At 49.9% G+C, this 25,524-nt stretch carries 27 protein-coding genes; 6 read left to right on the top strand and 21 right to left on the bottom strand.

Going from position 1 to position 25,524, the window contains the following annotated elements:
* Nucleotides 1–63: 63 nt before the first annotated feature.
* From IPL17_RS14665 to IPL17_RS14650, 4 genes are all read right to left on the bottom strand, one after another.
* The gene (locus tag IPL17_RS14665; RefSeq protein WP_345307825.1) at nucleotides 64–1,020 is read right to left on the bottom strand and encodes a carbohydrate kinase family protein; all 957 of its coding nucleotides are present in this window, start codon (nucleotides 1,018–1,020) and stop codon (nucleotides 64–66) included.
* Nucleotides 1,021–1,149: 129 nt separating this feature from the next.
* Nucleotides 1,150–2,184 carry an S-methyl-5-thioribose-1-phosphate isomerase gene (gene mtnA, locus IPL17_RS14660; RefSeq protein WP_345307824.1) on the bottom strand — a complete coding sequence of 345 codons (1,035 nt, stop codon included), beginning with the start codon at nucleotides 2,182–2,184 and terminating at the stop codon, nucleotides 1,150–1,152.
* A 3-nt stretch (nucleotides 2,185–2,187) separates the two neighbouring features.
* Nucleotides 2,188–2,856, bottom strand: a complete 669-nt coding sequence (locus IPL17_RS14655) for a class II aldolase/adducin family protein (RefSeq protein ID WP_345307823.1) — start codon at nucleotides 2,854–2,856, stop codon at nucleotides 2,188–2,190.
* Nucleotides 2,857–2,869: 13 nt separating this feature from the next.
* Nucleotides 2,870–4,006, bottom strand: a complete 1,137-nt coding sequence (locus IPL17_RS14650) for a spermidine/putrescine ABC transporter substrate-binding protein (RefSeq protein WP_345307822.1) — start codon at nucleotides 4,004–4,006, stop codon at nucleotides 2,870–2,872.
* A gap of 106 nt (nucleotides 4,007–4,112) precedes the next feature.
* Here IPL17_RS14650 and IPL17_RS14645 point away from each other — a divergent pair, with 106 nt between their 5' ends.
* Nucleotides 4,113–6,530 (top strand): tetratricopeptide repeat protein, encoded by a 2,418-nt coding sequence (locus IPL17_RS14645; RefSeq protein WP_345307821.1) that lies wholly within the window; start codon nucleotides 4,113–4,115, stop codon nucleotides 6,528–6,530.
* Nucleotides 6,531–6,604: 74 nt separating this feature from the next.
* Here IPL17_RS14645 and IPL17_RS14640 read toward each other — a convergent pair whose 3' ends face one another.
* The 13 genes from IPL17_RS14640 to IPL17_RS14580 all read right to left on the bottom strand — a co-directional run bounded on the left by IPL17_RS14640 (nucleotide 6,605) and on the right by IPL17_RS14580 (nucleotide 16,301).
* Nucleotides 6,605–6,913, bottom strand: a complete 309-nt coding sequence (locus IPL17_RS14640) for a DUF167 domain-containing protein (protein WP_345307820.1) — start codon at nucleotides 6,911–6,913, stop codon at nucleotides 6,605–6,607.
* Nucleotides 6,914–6,920: 7 nt separating this feature from the next.
* Complete coding sequence (locus tag IPL17_RS14635; RefSeq protein WP_345307819.1) at nucleotides 6,921–7,178, bottom strand: YggT family protein; 258 nt, start codon at nucleotides 7,176–7,178, stop codon at nucleotides 6,921–6,923.
* Nucleotides 7,175–7,915 carry a YggS family pyridoxal phosphate-dependent enzyme gene (locus IPL17_RS14630; RefSeq protein ID WP_345307818.1) on the bottom strand — a complete coding sequence of 247 codons (741 nt, stop codon included), beginning with the start codon at nucleotides 7,913–7,915 and terminating at the stop codon, nucleotides 7,175–7,177. The genes IPL17_RS14635 and IPL17_RS14630 overlap by 4 nt, the downstream gene beginning before the upstream one ends.
* A 102-nt stretch (nucleotides 7,916–8,017) precedes the next feature.
* Nucleotides 8,018–8,797 (bottom strand): peptidoglycan editing factor PgeF, encoded by a 780-nt coding sequence (pgeF, locus tag IPL17_RS14625; protein ID WP_345307817.1) that lies wholly within the window; start codon nucleotides 8,795–8,797, stop codon nucleotides 8,018–8,020.
* Entirely contained in the window at nucleotides 8,797–9,807 is a 1,011-nt protein-coding gene (locus IPL17_RS14620; protein WP_345307816.1) for a DUF2085 domain-containing protein, read from the bottom strand. Before IPL17_RS14620 ends, pgeF begins: the two co-directional genes overlap by 1 nt.
* Nucleotides 9,808–9,894: 87 nt before the next feature.
* Nucleotides 9,895–10,623, bottom strand: a complete 729-nt coding sequence (locus tag IPL17_RS14615) for a cytochrome c biogenesis protein CcdA (RefSeq protein ID WP_345307815.1) — start codon at nucleotides 10,621–10,623, stop codon at nucleotides 9,895–9,897.
* A gap of 42 nt (nucleotides 10,624–10,665) precedes the next feature.
* A complete protein-coding gene (locus IPL17_RS14610; protein ID WP_345307814.1) occupies nucleotides 10,666–11,814 on the bottom strand; it encodes a L,D-transpeptidase in 1,149 nt (382 codons plus the stop codon).
* Nucleotides 11,815–11,889: 75 nt separating this feature from the next.
* Nucleotides 11,890–12,597 (bottom strand): hypothetical protein, encoded by a 708-nt coding sequence (locus tag IPL17_RS14605; RefSeq protein WP_345307813.1) that lies wholly within the window; start codon nucleotides 12,595–12,597, stop codon nucleotides 11,890–11,892.
* Nucleotides 12,590–12,817, bottom strand: coding sequence for a hypothetical protein (locus tag IPL17_RS14600; RefSeq protein WP_345307812.1), 228 nt, complete (start codon nucleotides 12,815–12,817; stop codon nucleotides 12,590–12,592). Before IPL17_RS14600 ends, IPL17_RS14605 begins: the two co-directional genes overlap by 8 nt.
* On the bottom strand, nucleotides 12,814–13,695 hold the full coding sequence (locus tag IPL17_RS14595) for a patatin-like phospholipase family protein (RefSeq protein ID WP_345307811.1): 882 nt from the start codon (nucleotides 13,693–13,695) through the stop codon (nucleotides 12,814–12,816). Before IPL17_RS14595 ends, IPL17_RS14600 begins: the two co-directional genes overlap by 4 nt.
* An 87-nt stretch (nucleotides 13,696–13,782) precedes the next feature.
* Nucleotides 13,783–14,283, bottom strand: coding sequence for a LysM peptidoglycan-binding domain-containing protein (locus tag IPL17_RS14590; RefSeq protein WP_345307810.1), 501 nt, complete (start codon nucleotides 14,281–14,283; stop codon nucleotides 13,783–13,785).
* Nucleotides 14,284–14,792: 509 nt separating this feature from the next.
* A complete protein-coding gene (locus IPL17_RS14585) occupies nucleotides 14,793–15,485 on the bottom strand; it encodes an NBR1-Ig-like domain-containing protein (RefSeq protein ID WP_345307809.1) in 693 nt (230 codons plus the stop codon).
* Nucleotides 15,486–15,602: 117 nt separating this feature from the next.
* A complete protein-coding gene (locus tag IPL17_RS14580) occupies nucleotides 15,603–16,301 on the bottom strand; it encodes an NBR1-Ig-like domain-containing protein (protein WP_345307808.1) in 699 nt (232 codons plus the stop codon).
* A 172-nt stretch (nucleotides 16,302–16,473) separates the two neighbouring features.
* Here IPL17_RS14580 and IPL17_RS14575 point away from each other — a divergent pair, with 172 nt between their 5' ends.
* The 4 genes from IPL17_RS14575 to IPL17_RS14560 all read left to right on the top strand — a co-directional run bounded on the left by IPL17_RS14575 (nucleotide 16,474) and on the right by IPL17_RS14560 (nucleotide 21,350).
* Nucleotides 16,474–18,036 (top strand): ATP-binding protein, encoded by a 1,563-nt coding sequence (locus IPL17_RS14575; protein WP_345307807.1) that lies wholly within the window; start codon nucleotides 16,474–16,476, stop codon nucleotides 18,034–18,036.
* Nucleotides 18,037–18,107: 71 nt separating this feature from the next.
* Nucleotides 18,108–19,079 carry a M3 family metallopeptidase gene (locus IPL17_RS14570; RefSeq protein WP_345307806.1) on the top strand — a complete coding sequence of 324 codons (972 nt, stop codon included), beginning with the start codon at nucleotides 18,108–18,110 and terminating at the stop codon, nucleotides 19,077–19,079.
* The gene (locus IPL17_RS14565) at nucleotides 19,070–19,912 is read left to right on the top strand and encodes a M3 family metallopeptidase (RefSeq protein WP_345307805.1); all 843 of its coding nucleotides are present in this window, start codon (nucleotides 19,070–19,072) and stop codon (nucleotides 19,910–19,912) included. The genes IPL17_RS14570 and IPL17_RS14565 overlap by 10 nt, the downstream gene beginning before the upstream one ends.
* 76 nt (nucleotides 19,913–19,988) lie before the next feature.
* On the top strand, nucleotides 19,989–21,350 hold the full coding sequence (locus tag IPL17_RS14560; protein WP_345307804.1) for a CpXC domain-containing protein: 1,362 nt from the start codon (nucleotides 19,989–19,991) through the stop codon (nucleotides 21,348–21,350).
* 43 nt (nucleotides 21,351–21,393) lie between these two features.
* On the opposite strand, the gene IPL17_RS14555 is transcribed toward IPL17_RS14560, so the two are convergent.
* The 3 genes from IPL17_RS14555 to IPL17_RS14545 are packed head-to-tail and all read right to left on the bottom strand — an operon-like array spanning nucleotide 21,394 to nucleotide 23,353.
* Nucleotides 21,394–22,203: a PIG-L deacetylase family protein gene (locus tag IPL17_RS14555; RefSeq protein ID WP_345307803.1), complete on the bottom strand. Its 810-nt coding sequence runs from the start codon at nucleotides 22,201–22,203 to the stop codon at nucleotides 21,394–21,396.
* A 2-nt stretch (nucleotides 22,204–22,205) separates the two neighbouring features.
* On the bottom strand, nucleotides 22,206–22,679 hold the full coding sequence (locus tag IPL17_RS14550) for a pyridoxamine 5'-phosphate oxidase family protein (RefSeq protein ID WP_345307802.1): 474 nt from the start codon (nucleotides 22,677–22,679) through the stop codon (nucleotides 22,206–22,208).
* Between the two features lie 5 nt (nucleotides 22,680–22,684).
* Entirely contained in the window at nucleotides 22,685–23,353 is a 669-nt protein-coding gene (locus tag IPL17_RS14545) for an FHA domain-containing protein (protein WP_345307801.1), read from the bottom strand.
* A gap of 239 nt (nucleotides 23,354–23,592) precedes the next feature.
* Between IPL17_RS14545 and IPL17_RS14540 the strand changes: the two genes are divergently transcribed.
* On the top strand, nucleotides 23,593–24,582 hold the full coding sequence (locus IPL17_RS14540; protein WP_345307800.1) for a serine/threonine-protein kinase: 990 nt from the start codon (nucleotides 23,593–23,595) through the stop codon (nucleotides 24,580–24,582).
* Nucleotides 24,583–24,585: 3 nt separating this feature from the next.
* Here the strand turns inward: IPL17_RS14540 and IPL17_RS14535 are convergent, their stop codons facing one another.
* Nucleotides 24,586–25,521, bottom strand: a complete 936-nt coding sequence (locus IPL17_RS14535) for an ATP-binding protein (RefSeq protein WP_345307799.1) — start codon at nucleotides 25,519–25,521, stop codon at nucleotides 24,586–24,588.
* Between the last annotated feature and the right edge of the window lie 3 nt (nucleotides 25,522–25,524).

Genomic DNA, 25,524 nt, shown 5'->3' with positions numbered 1-25,524 from the left:
GCGGACTTTAGTCCGCACATTTTACTCTTAAGGCTTGCGGACTACAGTCCGCACTCCAAAATTTTACTTCAACATTACGTCCAATTTTCCGCCATCGTCAAAATGCTTGCGGAAGCGTTCCACAAAATCTTTTCTTGTGTATGAATGGCTTTGCGGACCGCGCTGCTCAAGACAGTATACCGCAGCCAGAGAACCGATCTCACCGCATAATTTCCAATCAAAGCCGTGGGAATAGCCCGCGAGGAATCCGCCGCGGAAGGCATCCCCCACACCGGTCGGGTCAACGATCTCATCCTCAGGGACAGTTGGGATGTGAACTGCATCGCCGTTCATGTATAAGTCAGCGCCATCCTTGCCGCGTGTGATCACCAGCACCTTAACATGTTCAAGGATCTGATCCAAACTCCAACCCGTCTTCTTCGAGATCAAGCCGAATTCGTAATCATTGCAGAACAGGAAATGCGCGCCTTCCATATCACGGGCAAGTTCACTTCCTTCAAGGCGTAACACCTGTTGACTCGGGTCATACAGATAGTTAATTCCCAGTTCCCGGCATTCGGCGGGGAACTTCATCATCGCATCCGGCGCATTCGGTGAAACGATCACGAGGTCGGGTTTGCTCTGCAGATTTTTCAGGGATTGGGAGGAAGCCACCCCCATCGCTCCGGGGTAGAAGGATGCGATCTGCGCTGAATGCTGATCGGTCGTGGCAAAGAAAGAGGCTGTGAAAAGCCCGGGCACCACTTCCATCAGGGTCGTATCCACACCCTTTGCATCCAGCCAGGCGCGGTAGTCGCCAAAGTCCTCGCCTACCGTTGCCATTACACGCGGCTTCTGACCGAGCAATGCCATGCTGTAGGCGATATTCGGCGCAACACCACCGCGCTGTTTGGACATGGAGTCCACCAGGAAAGAGAGGCTGATGGAGGCCAGACGTTCAGGCAAAATTTGTTCCTTGAAGAGACCGGGAAAGGTCATCAAATAATCGTAAGCGACAGAACCAGTGAGCAGAATATCCATGTAACCTCAATATAAAATTGCAAAGGCGGGAGTGACATCCCATTTGCAGGAAAAAGCGCACTCGCAGGAGTGCGCTCAGATACGACGAACGGGCAAAAGTTTATCACGCGATGTATGGATTGTAAAGTTTTAGCGGACAACTTTTGGAAGATTGATATCAAAGGGCGGATAGACGACCCCATTCTCGGTGACTATTCCCGAGAGCAAGCGGTTCGGAGTGACGTCGAAAGCTGGGTTGCGCGCTTTGGCATTTTTCGGCGCGACAGGTTCACCGTGGAATTGAATGCCCAGCACTTCATCGGTATCGCGCTCTTCAATGGGGATCAAATCACCATGCGCGAGAGACAGGTCAACTGTGGAAGTTGGAACGACTGAATAGACAGGCACATTATTATCATGCGCCGCCAGAGCGAGCATGTAGGAACCGATCTTATTGGCTACATCCCCATTGGCCGCGACACGGTCCGCGCCGAAGAAAACCTTTTGCGCCCTGCCCGCTTTCAGGAAATAACCCGACATGTTATCGCTGATGATCTCATAGGGAATTCCATATTGTTCCAATTCCCAGGCGGTAAGGCGCGCTCCCTGCAAGCGCGGACGAGTTTCATCGACAAGCACATGAATGTGTTTGCCCTGCTCATGCGCGGTACGGATAACGCCCAACGCAGTCCCCCAATCCACAGTGGCGAGCGCGCCTGTGTTGCAGTGATGAATGATCGTGTCTCCATCGTTGATCAACGCCGCACCGTGTTCGGCCATGCGTTTGTTGATCTCGACATCTTCATCCGCCAGTTTTTGGGCTTCGGCCAAAACAGCAGCACGCACATCGTCCGCCGAACCTGTTACCGATCGGGCGACTGTCATAAGACGATCCACAGCCCATGCCAGATTCACGGCAGTAGGACGCGACGCTTTCAAAACGGCGGAAGCTGCTCCCAGATCAGCAAGCAAGCCTTCGGTCGAAGAGGAAGCGGATTCATATCCAGCGAGCGCAAGTCCAAATGCGGCGGCGGCTCCAATGGCGGGCGCGCCGCGCACCACCATATCCGTGATGGCGAATGCGACATCCTTGTGCGAGCGATAAGATACAACTTCAAAGCGCGCTGGCAATATGCGCTGGTCGATCATTTTTAGTTCGTTGTTTTCCCAGAATACAGTTCGCATGGATCAACCTTTGAAATATTTTTCGCGCAGTGAGATTAATTGAGCTTGCGCTTCGGGCGGAACACGTTTGACAGTTCCCATCATTTTTGCGCGCCAGTAGATCTCTGAAACGTGTTCAATACGCTCCAAATGGATCAAGGCTTCATCCAGATTTTTCCCGAAGGTGAGACTGCCATGCTGGCGGAGAAGCATCGCGCTATGATCCTTAACAAACGGACGGATCACTTCGGCATCTTCGTGCGAGGAAGGGGTGGCGTATCTAGTGATCGGCACCTCCCCCATGGTGAGTAAAACTTCGGGCAGCACATCAATGGGAAATTCAATGTCCGCCACCGTTAGTGTGGTTGCAAAAATGGGATGCGCATGAACGACCGCGCGCACATCCTCACGCTGTTTATACACTTCAAGATGCATGGGGGTTTCAGAGGAAGGACTGCGGTCTTCTCTCGAAGAAATGATTTTGCCATCGAGATCAACCACGAGCATATCATCGGGAACCAGGCGTCCCTTGGAAATTCCAGAAGGTGTAATAAGCACACAACCATTATTCATTCGAACGGAAATATTCCCGTCATTCGAAGTCATCAAATGGCGTTCATAAGCGATCTGTCCACATTCGATGACAGCCGAACGCAGCTCTGTTTCAGTTGCAGAAGCGGAAAAATTTAACATGGAATGGTTCGCGTTATTCCTTTACCGCAGTCCAGATCTGATCGTAAAGTTGAAGCGCGGTACCAAGGTCTTGCACTTCATGTCCCTTTGCGAAAACGTCCGCGGGAGTATTGGTGATCGGGGAAGCCATATAGGCATCGTAAACGTCTTTGTGATTTGCTTTTGCAAATTCCAGCGCGGCTGTATTCGGGTTTGTGTAGGGATAATCCACCAGCGTCAACCAGAATACATCGCCCTGCAACAAATAATTAAACCAGGCGTAACTAATATCAGGATGCGGCGCGTTGGGCGGGATGCCCATGCCGTCATAGAAGATGATCGAACCTTCCGAGGGAAACACATATTCAAAAGCCGGGTTTTCCTGCTGGGCTAAAAACGCTTCACCGTTCCACACAATGCCGAGATCCACGTCACCGGCCAGCAGCGGCGTCTTTGGGCTGTCGCTGTCAAAGACACGGATGTTCGGCATCAGTTCGATCAGTTTTTGTTTGGCTTCTTCCAACTGCGCTTCATCGGTTGAATTGACATCATAGCCGAGCGCGAGCAAGGCCATGCCGATCACAACACGGTTATCGTCAACCGCCACAATGCGGCCTGCGTATTCAGGTTTCCAAAGATCTGCCCATGAGGCGGGCGGATTTGTCACAGTCTCGCTGTTGTAAATGATGGCCTGAGTCCCCATTTGATACGGCACAAGATAATCCTTCGTAGCGCCATATGCATCCACCAGTCCCGCATCAAGATTCATAAGATTGGGCAATTTGCTTTGATCGAGCTTTTGCAATAATTCTTCGCGGATCAAAACGCTGATCATGTAATCACTTGGATGAACGACATCATACGGGTTTACGTTCTCGCCGAACGACATCTTTGTATACAACTCTTCATTGGATGAAAAATAATCCACATTCACATCCACACCATAGACCAGGCCAAAACAATCAATGATGTCGGCTGGCACATATTCCGTCCACGTAAAGATGTTGATCTCTTTACTATCAAAATCAACGCGCGGGCTGGGTTCAGGGCAGACGAATCCAGTGGATGTGACCTGCGCCGCTGAACTTTCAGATTTTGGCGCACATGCCGCGGCCATAAACAACACAAAAGCAGACAAACCCAAACGAATGATCTTTTGTTGTATGTTCACTTTTCCTCTTTTTTTCAGTTTGAATTTTTGTGAGCGATTATATATCACACAGAACTCGAATACAACCTCGCTTGACGACTTAATCTTTTGCCAGTATAAAAACCTGATGAAATACATCCGCATCCTCCCTGGACTTTGGCTTGCCGCGGCGATAACGGCATGTTCGCTCTTCCCGGCGCTTCCGACCATTCCCCCGGGCTGGACAGTGACCCCAAGCATCTCTCCAACTCCCCCGGCGACGATCACTCCAACCATCACGCCGACCCCGCTTCCGCAGGCACGCGTAAGTGTCGGTGACAAAGCCTTCTTTAATGGTGATTACGATGCCGCCCTGCTGGATTATCAGATCGTACTGCAAGATTCACCAGACGCCTTATTACGCGCTGCCGCAAAATGGGGCGAGGCACGCATCTATTTTGCCAGAGAACAATATGAAGACACACTCGCCGCGCTTCAAACCCTGATCACAGAATACCCTGATTCTCCGCATTTTGGCCAGGCTTATTTTCTGCAAGGGCTGACCCATTATCGCCTGGAAAATTATCAGGCGGCGGCCGATTCGTGGCAGAGCTATCTCACGCTCCGTCCGGGATATTTGGATGCCCTTGCGCAGGAATTTCGAGGCGACGCGCTTTTCGACGCAGGCAACTACGCGGATGCCTTGTCTGCATACACAGCCGCGGTACAGGCGCCATCCCTTGGCGACGATATCAACCTTGACCTCAAGGTCGCGTCAACACAAACCAAGTTGGGAGCGTACGAATCGGCATTGGCGTTATACGATGGAATTTCAGCACGCGCGTCAAATGATTTCATTAAAGCTCAGGCGGCGTACGAGTCTGCGCTGGCGTATCAGGCTCTCGGTCAAACTGACGCGGCGCAGGGAAAGTTCCGCCTGTCAGTCGAAAATTACTGGAAATCCCCCTATGCCTATCTCAGTCTGGTTGCCCTGTTGGATGCCGGCGTGGAAGTCAGTGAGATCGACCGCGGCCTCGTGGATTATTTCTACGGGCAATACGATGTCGCCATCCAGCGCTTGGATCTCTACATCGAGACAAATCCATCCAACGACGGCACGGCATATTATTACCGCGCACTTGCAAAAAGCAGTTTGAATCATTTCGAAGACGCAGTACAGGATTACACAACTTTTATTACGAACTATCCAACACACCCGCGCTGGGAGGATGCCTGGGGCGAAAAGGCGGTAGTGGAATGGTTCAATTTAGGCTCGATCGATACTGGAATCAAAACTTATTTGGATTTTGTTAGAGCGGTTCCGGGCAGCACATTGGCCGTTGATTACATGATGACCGCCGCCCGAATTTATGAACGCAATGGACGATATGATGAAGCGGCACAATTGTGGTCGCGGGTTGGAAACGAATATCCCGGCAATGAACAGGCTTCAACAGCGGTATTTTTAAGCGGCATCGTCTTTTATCGCAACGGAGATTTTTTCTCGGCGTTGGAATCATTCAACCGCAGCCTCGGACTGGCGCTGACAAACACCGATAAGGCGCGCGCCTATCTCTGGCTCGGGAAAGCCCAGCAAAAACTTGGCAATCCTGACGACGCCATCAATGCGTGGCGTGTGGCGCAGGAGCTTGACCCCGGAGGCTACTATAGTGAACGCGGCAGGGATCTATTGATCGATCGTGCTCCTTTTGCGCCAACCATTGCGGGTAATCTCTCGCCCGATCTGGCAGCTGAACGTGTTGCCGCAGATGCTTGGGTACGATTAACTTTTAACCTTCCAGCAAACACCAACTTAAGCGGGCTGGGCGCGCTGGCTTCCGATGAGAGGGTCATTCGCGGATCTGAACTTTGGGCGCTTGGTTTGTACGAGAATGCCCGCCTTGAATTTGAAGGATTGCGCGTGGAATTGGAAGTAAACAAAAATGCCATCGGCAGTTACCAATTGGCAAATTACCTGATAGATCTGGGACTGTATCGCACTGCAATTTTCACAGCGCGCCAAACGCTTACCCTGGCCGGGTTGGACGAGCACTCCGAATCCATGATGGCGCCGCCCTATTTTAGCCACCTGCGCTATGGTTTATATTATTCCGACCTGGTCATTCCAAATGCACAGGCTAATGATTTTGATCCGCTGTTTATATTCAGTGTGATCAGGCAGGAAAGTTTCTTCGAAGGATTCGTCAACTCCAACGTGGGCGCGCGTGGATTGATGCAGATCATTCCTGAAACAGGCGAGCAGATCACTTATGAACTTACCTGGCCCCGCAACTACACAGACAAAGATCTCTACCGTCCGGATGTGAGCATAAGATTTGGCACTCATTACCTTGCGACCAATCGAAACTTTTTAAATGGCGACCTTTACGCAACCCTGGCGGCATATAATGGCGGCCCCGGGAATGCCGCTGCGTGGAAGGAACTGGCTGGTGACGACCCTGACCTATATCTTGAGACTGTGCGGTTTGAGGAAACACGCAATTACATCCGCAATATTTATGAGATCTTTGTGATCTATAAACGATTATACGGTTTGGCGGAATAGCAAGGTTTTAGAATCAAAAAAGGATGAGACTTCTCTTCATCCTTTTTTGATTCTCGCTTTCATGCAGACGCGTGTTAATCCATATGCGCGATAATCCGTTGATTGACCGTATCCACATCCATATCCAACACAGCCACCAATTTATCCCTGCCCACGGGTCCAGCGACGATCTCCAACCGGGATCTTGGCACCCCGATCACTTCTGCCAGAAAGCTGACCAGCTGTTGATTGGTCTCTTCATCCGAAGATTCTGAAACAAGATGCACCTTGACCGTGCCATCGTTCAAAACACCGACGATCTGATTGCGGCTCGCGCGCGGTGTAATGCGAACAGCCAGTGCAGATCCGCGCCGTCCACTGTGGAGATCAAAATTTCTGGTCATCATTGCCTCACCTTAAAATATTGATCAAAAATCCAGACAAGACCTGAACTACGATTATCAGTATCAATGGACTGAAATCTAGCGTGCCGGCTAAAGGCACCACACGGCGGATCGGCGCTAAAAAGGGATCCACAATACGATCCAGCGCTTCACGCACAGGATGGTCTGGCGGCATAAAAAAAGAGAGCAGTGAAGATGCAATAATAACCCAGATAAAAACCTGGGAAACCGTCCCTATCAACAAGATCAAAAGCTCAAAATTCATACACTCTCCGTTTTATATTGACGTGCTCCAACAATCGCAGTGCCCACCCGCACCAAGGTGGCGCCTTCCTGCACAGCCACTTCGTAATCTGAACTTGTCCCCATGGACAACTCATCAAACCTGGTCAGCGGAAATTGCGCGGACAAAAAATCCTGTAAGCGCTTCAAACGCTGGAAGTATGGGCGCGAGTATTCCGGGGCGCTGCCGAGCGGGGGCATGGTCATCAATCCGCGTACCTGCAAATTGGGCAAGGCGATTACCTTTGAAATCTCATCGACCAGCGTGGACCAGCGGGCTTCGTCCCAGGCCGACCAGCCAGATTTACTTTCCTCGCCGCCGACATTGAATTCCAACAACACGGGCATGGAAAGGTTTGCCTCGCCGCAAAACCGATCCAACCTTACGGCAAGTTTCAGGCTGTCCAGTGAATGTACACAGTTAAAGTTGACAGCCACAGTTTGAGCCTTACGGCTTTGCACATGACCGATCATGTGCCATTCTACCGCAGAAAATTCACGCAGGGTCTGGATTTTCGCAGCACCTTCTTCGGGATAGTTCTCCCCCAGGTAAAGCGCACCTGCCTCGATCGCGGCACGCGCAACAGCAACAGGCTGGGCTTTGGTAACGACCACCAACTTTACAGACCCAGGATTGCGGCCAACAGAGCGCGCCGCATCTGAGATCTTTTCCAGGGTGAATAAATATTTTTCTTGAATTGATTTGACCAGATCGTTCATGCGCTTATTTTATCCCGAAGCGCGCCTCTTTCCCAACCCATTCCTGCTCAAGCGGCAAAGGCATGGTCCACCTTTGAGAATCTCCCAAATTTACAATCCCAGTTATCCGAGCGCCATGATCGCACCAAATCTGCCGGTCTTGCCTTGCTCGGCGCGGTGGGAGAACCAATCCTCCAGATGACAAGCGGTGCAAAGACTTGAAACCTGGATCTGTTCCACACCCGCCTTTTGCAATTGAATGGCGTTCGCTGTCCACAGATCAAGATACGTGCTTCCATTTCTGATTTGCAATATTTGATCTGCATCCTCAGAATATTTTTCCTGAAATTGCGTGATCACATCAGCGCCTACTTCGTAATGATCCACGCCAATGGAGGGACCAATCCCAGCGACAATATCCTCTGGTTTACACCCATAATGAGATCGCATTCCATCTACTGCGGCTTGAGCCACGCCGCGCAGCGTTCCCAGCCAGCCTGCATGGGCAATACCGATCACTTTTTTCTTTGGGTCATGAAACAGGATCGGCACACAATCGCCAAAACGCATATACAGGGAAACAGCAGGGTTATCAGTAAATAAAATATCCGCTTTCGCCGACGGCTGTTCGAGCGGACGCGGCGCATCAGCGTAGACAATGTCTGTGCCGTGAACCAGCCACACGTCGTGGATCGAAGCGGGGTCAGATCCCATTGCATTAAATACACGGATACGATTCTGTGCAACGCGCGCAGGATCATCCCCAACTGATCCGCCAAGATTTAAGGAATGCCAGGGAGTTGGGCTTACTCCGCCGTGCCGCGTGAAGACCGCCTGCTTGACAGCTTTTGAAAAAATATCAAAGCTATAGTAACGAAGCCCGTTGGTTTCTTGAAAAGGCATTATTGGGAAGCCTGATTGACCGCGAATTTCTTGACATAATACTGAACGGTCTCGTTCATCGATTCTTCTATATTAGGATAAGCAAACCACGCGGTCGTGAAACCAAAAAGCGCGCCGGTAATGACACGCAGATAAACCGTACTTTCACGATATGGGAGTATGGATGAGAGCCACTGCCAATTGAATTGACTGAAGAGTTGAGAGAAACCATCCAGGCCGATCGGCGCAAGTCCGATCAAAAGCCACAAAGCCCAATGCAGTGATTTAATTCTGCGGCCGGATAACCCAAAGAGGATCCCAAAAAGGAGAATGGCCAGATAGATCGCGACATCGCGCTCACAGAGAGCGACTTTGAATCCAACAACTTCATCCCCTGTAAATTTTCGCGCATCAAAACGTGTGGGGCTGTATGGATCATCAAGGTTGACAATGCCCGTCGCCTGTTCGAATGTTTTCACACCGCTCATGCCAGCCTCAGCCAGCGGATAAACAACCTGGTCGCCATATAAAAAGAAAGAACGGAATCCAAATTGATGGCAAAGCGGACTGTACATACGATAGATCGCGCGGGCGGGCAGTTCCGCTCCCAGTTTCATCAAGGTCGGCGCTAGAAAAGGCAGGCCGACATAAATTAACATGAACATATTTAGCATCAATAAATAACGCTTCGCGATCCAGAATGAGACTTTATCTCCAGTTGTCACTTTTTTACCTTTCTCCAATTTCATTTTATATTCAGGGTCGCCAAGTTTTTCCAATTGATTCTTTCTATCAACAGCCGCGCCGAGAGTCATTTGCAATTTCTGGCGCGTGATGGGGGATTTTAAAGTATATGGTCCAACTTCCACCACGGGGATTTCGAGACCAAATTTCGCAAGCAGCACCGTCTCAGATTCAATATCCACTTCCACCAGCCGGTGTGGATACTGGGATTGCAGTTCATTCAAGTCTGCTTTGACTTCATCACATAGTGCACATTCTTTACGGGTGTAGAGCGTTACATTCAGCATGGAAAATCCCTTAAATAAATTTCGGAAGTCTCTTTGGCGCTCCTCAATTTAAGGACCCTGGCCAAGACTTCCGAAATTTTTGTTGATCTAAATCCCAAAATCGAACCAGAAGAATTGAGCGCGTTGAGCAATTAATTCAAAGATGCCTGTAAAGAGCAGGACACCCACAATGACCAGGATCACGCCCATCGCGATCTCAACATAACGCATGGTCTTGTTGTATTTCTTCAAGATGGTTGAAACCCATCCGATACCAAGCGCAGCGATCAGGAATGGAATCGCCAAGCCTGCCGAATAGGAAGATAAGAGAACTGCTCCCAGAGAGACTGATCCGCCATTGATGGCAAGCGTCAGAATGGTGCCAAGCACGGGGCCAACGCATGGGGACCAACCCGCAGAGAAGAACACTCCCATCAGCGCGGAGGATAAATATCCCAGCTTCGGGTCTGGGGCTTGCTGGACGCGCGTATCGTACGCGAGGAACGGGATATGGAAGACGCCGATCATGTGCAAGCCGAAAATTATGACAACAATTCCGCCGATCTTTGCCAGCCAATAACGCAGTTCAAAAAGCAATCCACCGGCAACAGAAGCAAGAACGCCAAGCAGAACGAATACGACGCTAAACCCCAGCACAAAAGCAAGTCCGTGGCTGAATGTAACCCAGCGGTTGGAGGCTTGACTCCTATCTCCGCCTGCGGCCAGTCCGCCCAGATAGCCTACGTAGGCAGGAACCAACGAAAAAACACAAGGGGAAAGAAAAGACGCCAACCCTGCCAGAAAAGCAAGCCACACACTAACTTGAGAAAATTCCATTTAACACCTCAAAAAGATTTATCACAGCAAATCGTGCAAACTTTATACTTTTAACTCTGTTGTAGTCACCACAGTGCCATGATCCGGCAGCGACATGCGCATCTCACTTTGAGCCAGGGAAATATAGGGCGTCGTCCAGCGGAATAACCATTTTGCGTCTTCAGGTTTCACATTGATACAGCCGTGAGAACGCTTCTCGCCAAAATCGTTATGCCAGAAAGCACCATGAATGGCGATCCCCTCCCCTGAAATAACAGTATCCCACGGAACAGCAGGCGTGGAATATCCCGCCGCAGAACCGCCGCCGCTCATATTGAGTGAAATGATCTTCCAGTGAGTCAACAAATCGCCCACCGGTGTTGCGCGTTCATCTGAGATCGCGCCTGTTAATGGATCAAAAACCGCTCCGCTGGAAATACGGCAGAAGAATACTTCTCGACCGGCTTCAAACGCAGAAAGAGTCTGATAGGTCAGGTCAACCACGATCTTCTTCTCAGCAGGATCGATCTCCGGGCTGATCGGAGCGACATCCGCCTCGGTCAGAACTTTAAGTCCCGCGCCATCCGCCCAGAAAATATCACCAAATCCATATCCATGCCCGTTAGGGGATTCATTCCAACGATATTCAACAAATCCGTTCGTCTGGCGGATCTGATCGATCCAAAGCACCTGACTATAGTATGCGCGCGGAGGGAATTGATATTGGATCAGGCTTTGGATCCAGGGCGAGACAGGTGCGCCATCCAAAGTAAGGTCAACATACGGCACAGTCACTTCAGCCCAAAAACCAGATTGTCCTGCGGGGATCTCCGTAATGGGAGTATTCGGAAGATTGCGCGTCGGTTGAATGCGCGAAGACCAGATATATCCCTCCGGTGTTTCAAGATATTTCTGATTGGTCAAAGCGACCACGCTCCCGATCACTTCACGTGTCCAGGGAATCAAGGTATCGGCGCCCAGGGTTTTGATCGCTGTGTTCTGGGCTGGGTCATTGGTCGGACGACTGCGAATATCTGTGGCATCCACAAGCCGCCCGATGATTTCAGCATTCGGAAATTGTGGAAGACGTTTGGGTGTGTAATATGGCGCGAGATTGTTTATAAGTGATAGATCAAAAGGATTGAACGCCAGTGCGCCCAATCCCAGGCCAGCCACTTTCAAGAAATCACGACGGGAAAACGATGGTTGCATATTCACCTTTTTGAAACTTAATTGAGCAAGCATACCTGCAAATAAAAAGAGCGTCAACAGACTTGTGAGAATGGATTAATCTTTACCCTCACGCTTCGGTAAACTCAGTGCAGCCCCTACCCTCTCCCAGTGGGAGAGGAAAGATAATTTTCCAATGCGCGCATACAGGTAGCGCTCAACCTTATGACCGACCTCGTCTTCACAATACGTCACCTGTGCACCAGCCTGTTCGAGCAGTTCGATCGATGCGCGTGCGCGGTCAATGGGAACCATATTGTCCTGTGTGCCGTGCGCAACAAAAATATTTTTCCCAGCCAGCGGTCTTTGTGAAATTAATTCTTCAAGACCCGCTGGAACAAAACCAGCCAACACACCCATCTTGCGGACTCTATGCGGATAGAGCATCCCAACCAAATTGACCATGGCCGCACCCTGACTGAATCCTGCCAGGTCAAATTGCAGCGCATCCAACTTAACCGAAGCTGAGTACTCGTCAATGAGGCGGATCAACCCGTCAGCCGCCGGACGAAGCGCCTCGAGGCTGGGCCTGCCAAACGTCTCGGGTTGATGCGGACGCCACGAGAATCCACTTGGTTCCGCAGGATACGGCGCACGCGGAGCGATCATCCAGTGATCCGTTGCAAGTCCGCGCGTGAACACCCACATGGAGTTTTCATCACCAGTCCAGCCATGGATCAAAACAAGCAAACGCGGAGTCTCAGTCTGGGAAGCGCGTACGCGCAAGGTCCAGTTATTAAAAGTGATAAGTTCGGTATTAGTCACGGCCTGCACGTTTCACGATCCAATCTGTAACAAAGAGAAAAAGGAATATAAAACCGATCGGCACAAACGCACCGAGCATACAAAGAAGTCCCATCATCGCCGCGCCAAAACCATAGATGAGCCAGATCAGCCCGTCACCCACAATAAATAATAAAGCCAGTGCGCCGATGATCAGGCGCACATTCGTATCCTTCATATAAATGCGCAGATCGCGGCTCATCGCTTTGCGCCAAATATTCTTTTATTCAACCGATTCATCCACGAGACAGCCTTCTTTAATTCAGGCAATATTTTTTCCACCGCCGCATCTCCCAGCAGCGCCACATCCTTGACCACCACCTTGTCCAGCAGATCAAATTGATGAACATTGGGGCGGACGATGATATCAGGAGCGTCAGCTTCAAGGCGGTAATGCGCAACTGCGCGGCTGCTCAGATCCACTGCGCGCATGAAAATATCAAATGCCTGCGCGACATGCAACCGATGGATTCGGTCTGTAATTTGCTTCGGCAAAATGGACGGGACAGGGATCGAATAAGTACGAACTGGGGTATCCAAAGGATCATTCAAAACAACCGCAACAATTGGCAGGTCTGGTGAGAGCATACGCGCCACGGTCACAGGGACGGGGTTCAAGACACCGCCGTCCATCAGTTCCCAATCATTTAAAGAATGCGGCGGAAAAACACCAGGCAAGGCGATCGTGGCAAGCACACCGTCCCTCAAAAATCCTTCAGATATGACAATTTCACTACCGGTCTTTGTGTCCACAGCAGTGACCGCGCAGGGAATTTTCAGATCATCGAAAGTCTTATCGCCCAATACCGCATCCAATAATTTGCGGACACCGGAGAGCCCCAGCAAGGAGGGACCATCATTCGCATCACGTCCATATAAACTGCCTTGATCTGTCGAGGTGAAAATTTCCTCGATCTCCGCCGGTGCGAGCCCCGACGCGTAAAAGATCGCGACCAAACCGCCCATACTTGTCCCTGCTACCGAGCGGATCTGATAGCCTTCTTTTTCAAGGCGTCGAATGACCCCAATATGCGCGTTGCCTTTTGCCCCGCCGCCGCCTAACGCCAATGTGATTTCCATTATATTTTATACCTCTCGAAAAATTAGACAGTGTGAATGAACGGGATTATACCTTGCGGGAATTTCATGTTATTACGAAGCCTCAAACTAGTTCGGGTCGCGGATCAACCAAACAGCCACACCTGCGCCGACAAAAGCGGCGAAGATCAAAATCCCCACCAATAATTTTGAAGATTGAGCGTTCGTTACCGGCGATTCAATAGTCGGCGTAAATGTGGGAGAAACGATGATCTGCGTTGGTAATGACAAGGAAGGGGTACCGCTTGCGGGAATCAATGTTGAAGTAACTGTGACAATAGGCAAGGCTGTTGATGGGGGCAGGGCGGGTTGTGTAGCAGCTTTCTTTACCAGCAATTGTTGACCCTGATAAACAACCAAGTCCTCACCAAGGTAATTCAACGCCTGAATATTTTTGATGGTTGTCCCGTATTCAATGGCGATGCTCCACAGTGATTGTCCATACTGAACTTTATGGAAGACATCTCCATCCGGACGGGCAGTGCTCAACGCGACTGGAACCATGTACTGACTGATACCAAGCGAGTTCTCGCCTGCTATCTCCGCACCAGGCAAAATAGTAATATCCATCCGCCCCTTGAGATATTCCCGCGCCGATGTGGGTAAAATTCTGTGAAAGCATGGTGTTCATGTGCAGAGCATCCTGCCATCCAGGCGGTACTCCGTTCCAAACCAATGGCTCCGAACTCATAAGAATATTTTCTGCGCGAAATCCCCCCAGGGAAAGATCGCCGGACAGGGGGAAACCAAGAGCCAATAGTTGTTGTGTAAAAGAGAGCCCGCTCGGGCGCTCGTGAGTGACCTGTCCAGTGGCAGCCATATAATCCGCCTGAGACTGGGAGGACTGGATGAGAATCGGATGTACTATCAGGGGTTGCAAACCATAGGAAAGCCGCAAACCGTTCACGGCATCGATCAGTTGCGAAGGGGATATGATACCCTGTTGAAGTTTCGGTTTTGCGGTGACGTTTTCAAAAGGAACAAGCCCAAATACAATGATCAGTGCGATCTGAAAAATATAACAGACGCGGGTTCTGATTACCATAAAGCTCGAACAGCAAGATCAATCGGTTCCTTGATCAAGGAACAATAATTGAGACCCCGAGCGTGTCACCAAACAGATTTGTTCCATCAGACATTTGCCAGTAACTTGTATACTTGCCCGACTTTTTAGGAGCGGTCAATTCTAAAGTAATCTCAGTCGAGCCACCAGGCTCAATTTGCTTTCGCAGAACGGTTGTTTGACCAGCGTCAAAATCCTCGCCGCTAAGAAGGACCAATCTAAATGGATACATCCAGGGGCAGGTTCCTGTATTCTGAACCCGCCAGGATTTCTTAAAGGTCTCCCTGGAATTAATTTTCGTTCCATCAGGTATCGAGGTATCACGGATATAAGCCAGGTTATAGCATCCTGATGCCGACCCTGACCCAGATCCAGCAGCTGGAAGATTGGGCACAGCAGTAGCAAGCGGACTCAGAGGCGCCAAAACAAAAGTTGGTGATGCAATATTAAGTGATGGCGGCGGCGGAAAAGTTACAACAGAAGAAACGATCGTCACAGTTGGGATCGGGGTTTGGCTTGGAACAAGAGTTGGCGTGGCTAAAGGAACACTGGCGGTTTGTGTTTCAAAATAAGCGGCAACCATGGTATTGATCATAGCTGTCTGGCTTACATCCACTTCCGGCGCTTTAGGTGTTGTTTGGATCCCAAACGCGCCAAGTAGAATTAATGCCAAAGCAAAAACAAGAATTTTGGTTAGGGTCTTCTGCATACTCACCTCCCCTTAAATCTAACACAAAATCAGGGAAAATATGGGGATAAATCTCCAGCGGTTTGATTGATATGATGATGGAGTAAGATGATCTATACAATGAAGTTTAAGCGATTTTCATTTGACCACTTGAAAAGAGAGTACAAGTGTTGCGCCAAAAGCATTTACTCCATCAGATAAACGCCAATAAGCCGTATAGGTGCCTTCTTTATTGGGCGCATCCATGTTCAGAGAGATCTCGGACCAGTCATTGACAGTAACCTGTCTGTCCAATTTTGTTGACCCGGCGCTGAATTCCTCCCCACTGACCAACACCATCCTGTATTGGTACATCCACGGACAGGTACCTGTATTTTGAACCTTCCATGTTTTTGTAAAATTTTCGCCTGGTTTAAGGGTGGTTCCCGCAGGGATGGTCACATCACGGATAAATGCCAAATTATTACATCCTGAACCTAGTGAAACGGGATTGACTGTTGCAGTCACAAACGTCCCCGGAGTTCCCAGTGTTAAGGTTGGAACGGCCGTCCCCAAAATGGGTGTGGAATAGACGATCACTGCTGTGGGCGGCGGTGGAAGTGTGGCGGTCGGATAAACAATCGTGGCGGTAGGGACCGGCGTTAAACTGGGGGCAAGGGTTGGCGTAGCTAATGGGACACTGGCGGTCTGTGTCGTAAAAAAGGATGCGACCATCGTGTTGATCGCCGCAGTCATGACGGCATTAACATCCTGCGTCGGAGATGCTGTTCCGCCACAGGATACGAGCAGCATGGATGCTAAAAAGATGACAAGGGTTTTGTATAAAATTTTATTCATTTTTACCTCACCTATAAATCTAACACAAAATCATTAGAAATTAATTCAAGAAAATTATGGATAAGTGTTCTAAATTGCGCGTACTCCAATTGTTAATACACCTCCAATGATTATCAGCCCAACCCGGTGATAAAATACTTGCACTCCTTTAGCATCCTGATTTCCACAAACCATGCTCCCCTCCAACCTGCTTCCCGACTTCCGCGTTCGCCAACGAGATTATTTGCTCGAAATTTCACGCATGCTCACTCAAGAGTTAGATCTTGAGAAGTTGCTGGCGCGCATTTTACGAGTCTCGATTGAAATGCTGGCGGGACAGGCAGGCATCATCGCGCTCAAACAACCTGAAGGCTGGCGTGTATCTGCGGCACATGGAATCGCCCCCGCGTTCATGAGCTACCTCACGCCCTTACTCGCAGAGGAAATTGTCAGTGAATTGGACGTGCGTGAACTGAACCGCATGTTGAAAGACCTAACCTATACCGCAAGCATGGGACTGCTTAACGGCACTGGTCTGCCCCTTGCCGCGCAGGGAAGGATCATCGGCGTCATCTTTATCTTCCGAAACTATGCGGACTTGTTCACCCCTAACGACCGCATTCTTTTGCAATCTTTCGCAGACCAGGCGGCGATTGCAGTATTTAACGCCCAACTATACGGGGATGTCTCCTACGAAAAACAACGGCTGGACGCGTTATTGGAATCCGCGGCAGATGGGATTTTGATCCTCAACGCCGAGTTGGTGATCGAACGCTGTAACGGAGCATTTGAAAAACTTTACGGTCTGACCCGCGATGAAATTGTCGGCAAAAAACATAATGAGATCGTGCACTGGAAGAAGGAGCCGCAAGGCACAACCCTTGAAGAATCAGTGTCAAGCGGCTGGCCGCTGACCCCCAACGCAACCCTTTATGTCGAAGGCGACATCGCACGACCCCTGCCTCCGCATCTTCCAGTAGGGATCACTTACGCCCCTCTATTATCCAGTGAAAATAAATTACGGAATGTCTTTGTCAGCGTGCGCGACATTACCCATTTCCGCAACGCAGATGAGATCAAGGCGACTTTTATATCCATCGTCAGCCATGAACTTCGCACACCGGTCGCGCTGATTAAAGGATATGCCTCCACACTGCGGCGCGATGATGCGCGCTGGGACAAACGCACCATTAGTGATTCGCTGGCCGTTATCGAAGATGAAGCCGATCGTTTGTCGAAGATGATCGATGACCTGCTGGATGCTTCACGTTTGCAGGCTGGCGGCCTAAGCTTGAACCAGGCCGATGTCGCCATCCCCAACCTGGCGTTAAGGGTGATCGGGCGTTTCGCGGCGCAGTCGCCCAAACACCATCTTGTCGCTGAGTTTCCGCCAAATTTTCCCATCATCATCGGTGATGAAACCCGCATCGAACAGGTAATGGCAAATCTCGTTTCTAATTCAATTAAATACGCGCCCAGCGGCGAGATCAAGATCAGCGGCAGTGTGCGTCCTGAGCAAATCATTGTTTGTGTGAGCGACGAAGGCAGCGGCATCGAAGCAAAAGACCTGCCGCATATTTTTGACAGATTTTATCGGTCAACTGGGGCGGTTAAGCAGACGAAAGGCGCAGGCCTGGGACTCTATCTTGCGCGCGCGATTGTTGAAGCCCACGGCGGCCGCATCTGGGCAGACGCTTCAAACGGCTCAACGAAACCTGACTCTGGCGCGAGGATCTGTTTCTCCCTCCCGCGATGAACAGAGCTGGAGTGTTTTCAAATCTTCTCAAATGGTAAAATCAAATAGCAAATCAAAAAAAGGATAAACACATGGCCACAATTCCCTTACGCAGTAAAGTCAACAAAAAATATACATGGAACGCTGAAAGTGTTTACAAATCGCCAAAGGAATGGGAAGCCGCATTACAGGCGGTTCTGAACGATATTCCCAAAGTAAAGAAATTTGAAGGCAAACTCAGCGAGAGTTCCACTGCCCTGCTGAAGGGATACACAGCCATTGAAGATCTGATCCTGCGCGCGCAAACCATATTTATGTACGCGCAGTTTTCCTACGCCGTGGATACAACAAATCAAGCCGCAGGCGCGATGATCGGAAAAGCGCAGGGTATGTATGGTCAGGTAGCCGCGGCAGTTTCGTTCCTAAACCCTGAATTGCTTAAGATCGGCAGGAAAAAGCTCAGCGCGTGGATGAAGGAGAATAAGAAGCTGGCTGAGTACAATCAGGCCATTGATGATCTCTTCCGCCAGCAGGCGCATGTGCGCTCCGGCGAAGTGGAGGAAATCCTCGGCATGTTGGCCGACCCATTTGGCGGACCGTCCACGAGCACCAGCATGTTGGTGAATGCCGATTTCAAATTTGCACCCGCTGTGGACAGCAAAGGCAAAAAGCATGATGTAACTCAGGGTAATTTCTATTCCACCCTGCTGGAACACCCCGACCGCAAAGTTCGCCAGAGCGCGTTTGAAAGCTATCAGGACAAGCATATCGAATTCAAGAATACGCTGGCCACGAATCTATCAACTTCCATCAGTGCCAATGTGTTCAATATGCGCGTGCGCAAGTTCAACACAACCCTCTCGGCATCCTTGTTCAACAATAACGTCCCTGAAGAAGTATTCCACAACCTCATTGATACTTTCAAGAAGAATTTACCGATCTGGCATCGCTACTTTGAGATCCGCCGCAAGGCATTGGGTTTAAAAGAAATCCAATATTACGATATGTGGGCGCCAATCGCAAAAAGAAAACCACACTTTCCTACGAAAAAGCCGTGGACTTAATCAGCGATAGTCTCGCTCCACTGGGCAAGGATTATGTAAATACACTTCGACAGGGTACCCTCAAAGATGGCTGGGTTGATTCCACCGCCAATCAAGGCAAGATGAATGGCGCTTTCTCTTATGGCGCACCCAAGACCCATCCATTCATCATGATGTCCTTTACGAATGATGTCGGCAGTATGAGCACGCTCGCGCATGAGCTTGGTCATTCCATGCACTCGTACCTCACCTGGCAAAACCAACCGCTGGCTTATTCCAATTATTCGCTCTTCGTGGCTGAAGTCGCTTCGAACTTTAACCAGGCCATGATGCGCGGACATCTGCTCAAGACCATCACCGACAAAAACTTCCTGATCTCGTTGATCGAGGAAGCGGTCGGCGGCAACTTCTTTAGGTATTTCTTCCAGATGCCGACACTGGCCCGCTTTGAACTGGAGACACACCAACGCTCCGAACGAGGCGAACCCCTGACAGCCGATTCAATGCAAAATCTGATGGCTGATCTATTTACCGAGGGTTTTGGTCCCAAGGTGAAGATAGACCGTCCGCGCGTGGGCATGGTCTGGTCTACGTTCAGTCACCTGTTTGCGGATTACTACGTTTATCAGTACGCGACCGGCATCTCGGGCGCGCATGCTCTTTCAGGCAGAATTCTGCGTGGTGAGCCAAACGCTGTGGAAGATTACCTTGGCTTCCTTAAATCAGGCTCGTCCGTTTATCCATTGGATGTATTGAAGAAAGCCGGCGTTGACCTGACCACACCCAAAGCTGTTGAAGAAACCTTCGCAGTGATGGAAAGTTATATTGACCGTCTCGAGGAATTGGTCGGATAGTTATCATAATACGTCGTTGCGAGGAGCGGATATGCTCCTCGCAACGACGTAAATTAAAGAAATCGGAAAATCATATATGGCACAAACACAAATCTCTTGCCCGCGCTGCAGACAAACGATCCCAGCCAACGTTGAACAATTATTCGACGTCACATACGAACCCGCCGCCAAACAACGCCTATTGAGCGGACAATCTAACTTTGCCCGTTGTCAATTCTGCGGGTATGAAGGCAGGCTTGCAACTCCTGTTGTATATCATGACAACGAAAAGGAATTGCTGTTGACCTTCTTCCCCATGGAATTGGGCATGCCCATCAATGAGCAGGAAAAATTGATCGGTCCGTTGATCCGTCAGGTCATGGATCGTCTGCCGGCTGAAAAAAGAAAAGGATATTTGCTTAGTCCGCAAGCCAACCTAACTTTTGAGTCGATGATGGAAACCATTCTAAACAAGGATGGCATTTCATCTGAAATGATCAAAACCCAGCAGGAACGTGTGCAACTGGTTGAGCGCCTGATCAAAGTCACCACAGCGGAAGTCCGCTCGGAAATGATCAAACAGAACGAAAAGATCATTGACGAACAATTCTTCGGGCTGTTTAGCCGCATCGCGCAGAACGCCATGCAAAGCGGACAGGAGCCCATTGCCCGCGCATTGATCGAATTGCAGAAACAACTGCTGGAAGAAACTGCTTTTGGCCGTCAACTTAAGGAATCTGTTGGAGAAATTGAAGCTGCAACAAAGATATTGCAGGAAGCGGGACAAAGCCTCAACCGCGAGAAATTGTTGGATTTCGTCCTCGAAGCTCAGAATGATGCCCGCATCCGCGCCTATGTCCAACTTGCGCGCGGCGGCATGGACTATGTTTTCTTCCAGAATTTGACGGAGAAGATCGACAAGGCTTCAGGCGATGAAAAGACGCGGCTTGAAACCATCCGGGAAAAAGTACTTGGCTTTGTGGCTGAAGTGGACAAACAACTTGAAGCGCGTTTCAAACAGGCAACGGATTTTATTGAGTCGCTTCTCAAGGAAGAGGATGTGGAGAAAGCGACTCGTGAAAATATCGAGAACTTCACACAAGACTCTGTGGAAGTGGTGAACCAGCTTTTGCGGCAGGCCTCTGAAAAGAATGATTACACACGCATGGGGAAACTGCAAAAAATGGCGCAAGTCTTACAGGAAGCCAGCGCTCCCCCACCAGAAGTGGCTTTCATCGAGCAATTGATCCAGGCACCGGACGACGCGGCGGTTGAGCAGATGCTGGCCGAAAACGATGGCGTGATCAATGACCAGTTCCTCGAAGCCTTAAGTGGGCTGGTGACTCAAATGGATGCTCAAGCCGAACAGGGAAACACCGAAGCCCAGCCAATCGCGCAAAGGCTCAGTGAAGTCTTCAAGATCGCGCTGAAGTATTCGATGAAAAAGAAAATGGGATAACACAATTCGGGGCTGGTCTTTTGTGACCAGCCCCGAATTGCGTTTACCTCAATCCCGCAAATAGATCCGATTCCGCTTCCCTGCCCCCATTGACCAAACTATATGCTCGATAAAAAGTCCCTTGCATGGCGAGGACTGCGGCGGCTGATTCTTTTGGCATATCTGCCAATGCGCCAATGGTAACCAATTGACTCTTGTGGCATTGAATGGCATCCCATGCGATGCCGCAATGTTCGGCCATATTTATACGAGTAGTGATCATCCAATCCTTCCACGGAAATTCTGCACGGATCTGATCATCCAATCGAAAGGTCATATCATCCACAAACGGGGAAATGAGGTTGATGAAGTTCTCCCCATCCACCATGTAATAAAGTTTGGAAACACGATGCGATGGAAGGTTTGCCGAATCTTCATAACTTGCGTCTACAGCACAAACGATGGCGGCGGATGTGAATTGTCCGATAGCGATGTGATCGGGGTGGCCGTAATTCCCATCGGGCGGAAAGGTCACGACGACCTGTGGCTTGATTCGGCGAATGTGAGTGACGATTTTTCCAATAGCTTCGGCGTGATCGGCTTTGTCCACTTCACCGTCTATATAATCGAGAAAACTCAGCGACGTCATGCCGAGTCCTTTAACCGCGTTCTCCAGCTCAACCGTGCGGATTTGACCAAGAATGCTCAAGCCTGGATTCTCTTTCTCGAGGCCGAACCAGCCCCGCTCTCCGCGTGTTGCGCAGACAAGGTGTGTATCCACTCCTTCGGAGGAGTATTTCGCCAGTGTCGCGCCCATCCCCATTGATTCGTCATCAGGATGAGCAAAAACTGCCAGTAGTTTTAGCGGATCCATACTTAACGAGCCGCAACTTTTAACAAGGTCTCAGGCGTAATATTAAATGCCTTCGCAAGGCCGGCCACATATCGCCCGCCTTTCGGTTTAATGCGCCACATGCCAAAATCTTCCAAATTAAACAACATTGCAGACTCCGGGAAGCGTTCAATATATTGGCGCTTGACCGGGGTATACCCAGGTTCGCCAATTTCCATCATCTCTGCAGAGCCGCGAATGGTGACTCTTGCCAGTGTTTGCGGGTCAGCGCGACCATCATCGGTCTCCGCTATGAGCAGGCACATGCGTTTATCTTTTTGCATATCAATTGTATGTTGCGCCAGGCGACTGACAAAAATGTAAAATGCGGAAAAATCCTGCGCGGAGACATAAGCCACCATGGAAACAAGCGGAGATTCGTCACGCAATGTGCCCAATGATGCAACGCGAGTATTGCGAATGATCTGGGCCAGAAGCTTTTCTGATTGAACATCCATAATGTTTAATCCCCGACCGGCGGGTTATCCAGCCGCATACCATGACCGCGCACGGTATCGATAAATTGATGGGTTGGATCAAGCGCCGCAAGGCGGTCACGCAGGCGGCGGATAAGCGCATCCAATGCCTGATCTGAGACACCTGCCATTTGCTCCTCACCCCACACAATACTGACAAGCTCACTGCGGCTGATGACCTGACCTTGACTCTCGTACAACTTCCACAACAACCTGAATTGCTGTGCAGATAATGGCGGCGCAACCTGTTGTTGATTAACCCAAACCTGCCTGGATTTCTGATCCATCAGCAAGCGGGAGGAACGCATGCCGCCATCCGCAAGCGGCATGGTCGCATCAGACGTGAGAAATAAAAATTGTTGAGCAAGTGCAATGCCGAGCAGATCGCCATCCTGCAGCATGACCGGGGTGGCCAGTTCAACGCCATTATGAATGGTACCGTTCTTACTGCCGAGATCTTCGATCGTGACGCCTTCAGGTGTAGGTGAAATGCGCGCATGGAAGCGGGACACCTGACGGTCCTGAATAATTACCTCACAGGTGGGATCGCGCCCAACCATTAATGTGCGGCTTAAATTCCAACGTTGTCCTTTTAGCGGACCATCCTGCGCGACGAGAATTGGATACTCCTCATCTTGTTGTTGTTTTTTTTTCATATTGCCTCAAAAATACAAATCCCAAAAAGACCCTCAAATTTCAATGTGTATAATAACATCATAAGAATGGTGTATGCTCCATGGAAAGACGTTTATAATATAGCAGAAAATCGGTATTCTGTGCAAGGCAAGGTGAAAATTTTTATGTTCTTAATATAAAGGGTGATACACGCCGAAAATATCACCTCATTAAGCACACCCCCTGCCCAGAGTCCGCCGTTAGGCAATAAGGAGAAGATTTGCCCCAGCCGTTAAAAAATGGGGAGACCCTGCGTGACCGCTATAAGATCCGCGAACAGATCGGACAAGGCGGCACCGGCAGTATTTATCTTGCAGACGATACCCGCCTGGAAGGTAGATTATGCGCGATCAAGGAAGTTGAACACAACCAGGCTCTCCCGATCGAAGTTTTTAAACAGGCACGCGAACAATTCTTTCGCGAGGCATCTGTTTTGGCGCGCCTCGATCACCCCAACCTCCCAAAAGTATCCGATTTCTTTTCAGACGGCCCGCGCGACTACCTGGTAATGGACTATGTGCCCGGCAAGGACCTGCGTGAACGCATGCTGGCAGCGCGGCGCGACCAAACCTTCCTCTCAGAAAGTGAAGTCATCCGCTGGGCTGTGCAAATTGCCGATGCCTTGAATTATATGCATAATCAGGAACCATCCATTATCCATCGTGATATTAAGCCCAGTAACCTAAAGATCACACCCAGCGGGGTGATCAAGCTGGTAGATTTCGGTCTTGTCAAGATTCTCGCGCCGAACGAAGTCACGATTACGATCATCCAGGGGCAAGGAACTGCGCTATACACACCACTCGAACAATATGGCGGTGATGATACTCACACGGAAGCCCGCGCCGATATTTTTTCTTTTGCCGCAACCTTGTATCACCTGCTGACCAATGAACCTCCCGCTGAAGCACGTAAACGCTTCCTGGACACCCGCAGTCTGACCCGGCCACGAGAACTTAACCCTCGCATCAGCAGTCGCGTGGAACGAGCCATCTTATGGGCAATGTCATTGCATCCGGATGAACGTCCTAATAATGTGATCGAATTTCGAGACGCGCTGCTTGGCAAGCATGAAATCCCCGAGCGCGCTGATCTGCAGCAAACCAGTTTTGACGCTCCTACATTCTCAATTTTTCCAGAGGAACGGCTGGCAGTTTACACGGCCTTGGGATTATTTCTGCTTGGGTTGATCTCGACGTTATTGAGATAAGCATTACCCCGTTTCAGTTTGAGTCTTCTCAATCATCCTGCAAAATGAACATTGATCTGGGGTTGATGTGGGTTGTCCGCAGCGGGGACAGGGATGCAAATTCGCCAACTCCACATTTTTTTCCAAAAATAATTTCCCACTTTTCTTCGCCTCCAAAAAATTTAAATAAAAAATAAGCTTCGCGCCTGGGCGGGCAGTTTCCAGTTGATTCAAAGACTCTTTATAAAAAATCGATTGCGATCCATCTGCGAATGGGCATTCTTCATATATATATTCAATGCCGCTCATAATGGCATAGGCGGTCATTTCGCGTTCGTAAAAACGACACAATGGCTTGACCTTGCGGGCCAATCCAGCCGTGCCGGGCAAGACAGGTCCCTGCCGCAAAAGGTATTCACTGGACCAGTTCAATGTGTTGCCGAAAAGCACAGCCGCCTCGTCGTCAAGATTATGACCCGTCGCGAGCACATCATACCCAAGGTCGCGCGCAATGCGGTTCATTTCATGGCGTTTTGCCAGGCCGCACACAGCGCACGGTTTCCCATGTCCGCGATGACTTCTTTCCGCGATCACAGGGATGGGCTGACCATATTCCTTTTCAATATCGACAATATGGAGTTTCAGGTTATGACTGGCAGCGAACTCCTCGGTCAAGCGCTGGGATTCATGCGAATAATTGATACCTTCATCAATGCCAAGGCCAAGATATAGTCCGTCAGCCTGATAACCCAGCTTGATGAGAATGTGCCATAACGAGAGAGAATCCTTGCCGCCAGAAACCGCAACAAGAATCTTCTCATCATGCGCAAACATTTCATATTTTTTGATAAAGCGCGCGGTCTGCTCAGGGATCCATTCGAGATAGTGTTCCTTGCATAAAGCCAATTTATGCTGACGCATATGGACGGAGGCTTTCCTGTCACATCGACGACAATTCATAAT

The organism is Candidatus Villigracilis saccharophilus, assembly GCF_016711665.1.
This window is presented reverse-complemented; position numbering and strand designations above follow the sequence as displayed.

What these genes read in the sequence shown, in the direction of transcription:
- IPL17_RS14665 (WP_345307825.1), bottom strand. Translation starts at nt 1,020, where the DNA reads ATGGATATTCTGCTCACTGGTTCTGTCGCTTACGATTATTTGATGACC.
- mtnA (WP_345307824.1), bottom strand. Translation starts at nt 2,184, where the DNA reads ATGCGAACTGTATTCTGGGAAAACAACGAACTAAAAATGATCGACCAG.
- IPL17_RS14655 (WP_345307823.1), bottom strand. Translation starts at nt 2,856, where the DNA reads ATGTTAAATTTTTCCGCTTCTGCAACTGAAACAGAGCTGCGTTCGGCT.
- IPL17_RS14645 (WP_345307821.1), top strand. Translation starts at nt 4,113, where the DNA reads ATGAAATACATCCGCATCCTCCCTGGACTTTGGCTTGCCGCGGCGATA.
- IPL17_RS14640 (WP_345307820.1), bottom strand. Translation starts at nt 6,913, where the DNA reads ATGACCAGAAATTTTGATCTCCACAGTGGACGGCGCGGATCTGCACTG.
- IPL17_RS14635 (WP_345307819.1), bottom strand. Translation starts at nt 7,178, where the DNA reads ATGAATTTTGAGCTTTTGATCTTGTTGATAGGGACGGTTTCCCAGGTT.
- IPL17_RS14630 (WP_345307818.1), bottom strand. Translation starts at nt 7,915, where the DNA reads ATGAACGATCTGGTCAAATCAATTCAAGAAAAATATTTATTCACCCTG.
- pgeF (WP_345307817.1), bottom strand. Translation starts at nt 8,797, where the DNA reads ATGCCTTTTCAAGAAACCAACGGGCTTCGTTACTATAGCTTTGATATT.
- IPL17_RS14620 (WP_345307816.1), bottom strand. Translation starts at nt 9,807, where the DNA reads ATGCTGAATGTAACGCTCTACACCCGTAAAGAATGTGCACTATGTGAT.
- IPL17_RS14615 (WP_345307815.1), bottom strand. Translation starts at nt 10,623, where the DNA reads ATGGAATTTTCTCAAGTTAGTGTGTGGCTTGCTTTTCTGGCAGGGTTG.
- IPL17_RS14610 (WP_345307814.1), bottom strand. Translation starts at nt 11,814, where the DNA reads ATGCAACCATCGTTTTCCCGTCGTGATTTCTTGAAAGTGGCTGGCCTG.
- IPL17_RS14600 (WP_345307812.1), bottom strand. Translation starts at nt 12,817, where the DNA reads ATGAGCCGCGATCTGCGCATTTATATGAAGGATACGAATGTGCGCCTG.
- IPL17_RS14595 (WP_345307811.1), bottom strand. Translation starts at nt 13,695, where the DNA reads ATGGAAATCACATTGGCGTTAGGCGGCGGCGGGGCAAAAGGCAACGCG.
- IPL17_RS14590 (WP_345307810.1), bottom strand. Translation starts at nt 14,283, where the DNA reads ATGGATATTACTATTTTGCCTGGTGCGGAGATAGCAGGCGAGAACTCG.
- IPL17_RS14585 (WP_345307809.1), bottom strand. Translation starts at nt 15,485, where the DNA reads ATGCAGAAGACCCTAACCAAAATTCTTGTTTTTGCTTTGGCATTAATT.
- IPL17_RS14580 (WP_345307808.1), bottom strand. Translation starts at nt 16,301, where the DNA reads ATGAATAAAATTTTATACAAAACCCTTGTCATCTTTTTAGCATCCATG.
- IPL17_RS14575 (WP_345307807.1), top strand. Translation starts at nt 16,474, where the DNA reads ATGCTCCCCTCCAACCTGCTTCCCGACTTCCGCGTTCGCCAACGAGAT.
- IPL17_RS14570 (WP_345307806.1), top strand. Translation starts at nt 18,108, where the DNA reads ATGGCCACAATTCCCTTACGCAGTAAAGTCAACAAAAAATATACATGG.
- IPL17_RS14560 (WP_345307804.1), top strand. Translation starts at nt 19,989, where the DNA reads ATGGCACAAACACAAATCTCTTGCCCGCGCTGCAGACAAACGATCCCA.
- IPL17_RS14555 (WP_345307803.1), bottom strand. Translation starts at nt 22,203, where the DNA reads ATGGATCCGCTAAAACTACTGGCAGTTTTTGCTCATCCTGATGACGAA.
- IPL17_RS14550 (WP_345307802.1), bottom strand. Translation starts at nt 22,679, where the DNA reads ATGGATGTTCAATCAGAAAAGCTTCTGGCCCAGATCATTCGCAATACT.
- IPL17_RS14545 (WP_345307801.1), bottom strand. Translation starts at nt 23,353, where the DNA reads ATGAAAAAAAAACAACAACAAGATGAGGAGTATCCAATTCTCGTCGCG.
- IPL17_RS14535 (WP_345307799.1), bottom strand. Translation starts at nt 25,521, where the DNA reads ATGAATTGTCGTCGATGTGACAGGAAAGCCTCCGTCCATATGCGTCAG.